Below are 1,036 nucleotides of genomic sequence, written 5' to 3'. Positions count from 1 at the left end.
ATCCAGCGCGCCTTGCAGGTGGCCCCGCTGGCCGGTCTGGCCCGCGCCATGGCCGCGCACCTGCCCGACTTCCAGCGGCGCGAGGGCAAACTGCCCCAGCCGCTCATCCCCCTGCACGCCCGCGACGTGCTGAACGGCGAGTTCGGCGTGTCCGAAGCCTTCTGCCGCATGGGCACGCGCCTAGCGCACATCCTTGTCGACGAATTTCAGGACACCAGCCGCGACCAGTGGGCCGCCATCGAGCCACTGGCCGTGGAATGCCTGTCGCGCGGCGGCGGGCTGACCTGGGTGGGCGACGTGAAGCAGGCCATCTACGGCTGGCGCGGCGGCGATTCCGCCCTGTTCGACGACATCCTGACGTCCCGGGCGCTCACCGCCATCGTGCCCGACCCGGAGCAGGAAACCCTGCCCCGCAACTGGCGCAGCCGCGCGGCCATCGTGCAGCACAACAACACCGTGTTCGCGCAACTGGACGACCCGTTGCGCGCACGGGGGGTGCTGTCGGCCATGCTGGGCGACAAGACACCAGACCACGTGCTGGACGAAGCCGCCGCCTCGGTGGCGCGGGCCTTTGCCGGGGCGGCGCAGGAGGTTCCGGACAGGGATTCTGCCCGGGGCGGGCTGGTGCGCATGGTGCCCGTGCACGGCGAGGACAACGGCGAGCTGCGCGACAAGGTGCGCCAACAGTTGCGCGCACTGTTCCTGAACGACCTGGCCGTCCGCCGCCCGTGGCGGGACGTGGCCGTGCTGGTGCGCAAGAACGACGAATCCGCGCTGGTGGCCTCGTGGCTCATGGACTGGGGCGTGCCGGTGGTGACCGAGAACAGCCTGCGCCTTGCCGACCATCCCCTTGTGACCCAGACCGTGGCCCTGCTGGCCTTTCTGGACTACCCGCCCAACGCGCTGGCCCTGTGGGAGGTGCTGACCGGCGAGGAGTTGTTCGGAGGGATCAGCGGCCTTTCCGACCGCGCGCTGCGCGACTGGCTGGCCGACCGCTGCGCCCGCCCCGCCGATGACCCGCGCGGCGGCAAGGGGC

The 1,036-nt window shown here is 71.4% G+C and carries 1 protein-coding gene; it reads left to right on the top strand.

What is annotated here, in order from left to right; translation table 11 throughout:
• On the top strand, positions 1-1,036 hold a 1,036-nt coding region (locus FVW27_RS16840), incomplete at both ends, for a UvrD-helicase domain-containing protein (protein WP_167127365.1).

It is taken from the genome of Nitratidesulfovibrio liaohensis (genome assembly GCF_011682075.1).
In the GTDB taxonomy this organism is placed as follows: Bacteria; Desulfobacterota; Desulfovibrionia; order Desulfovibrionales; family Desulfovibrionaceae; genus Cupidesulfovibrio; species Cupidesulfovibrio liaohensis.
This window is presented reverse-complemented; position numbering and strand designations above follow the sequence as displayed.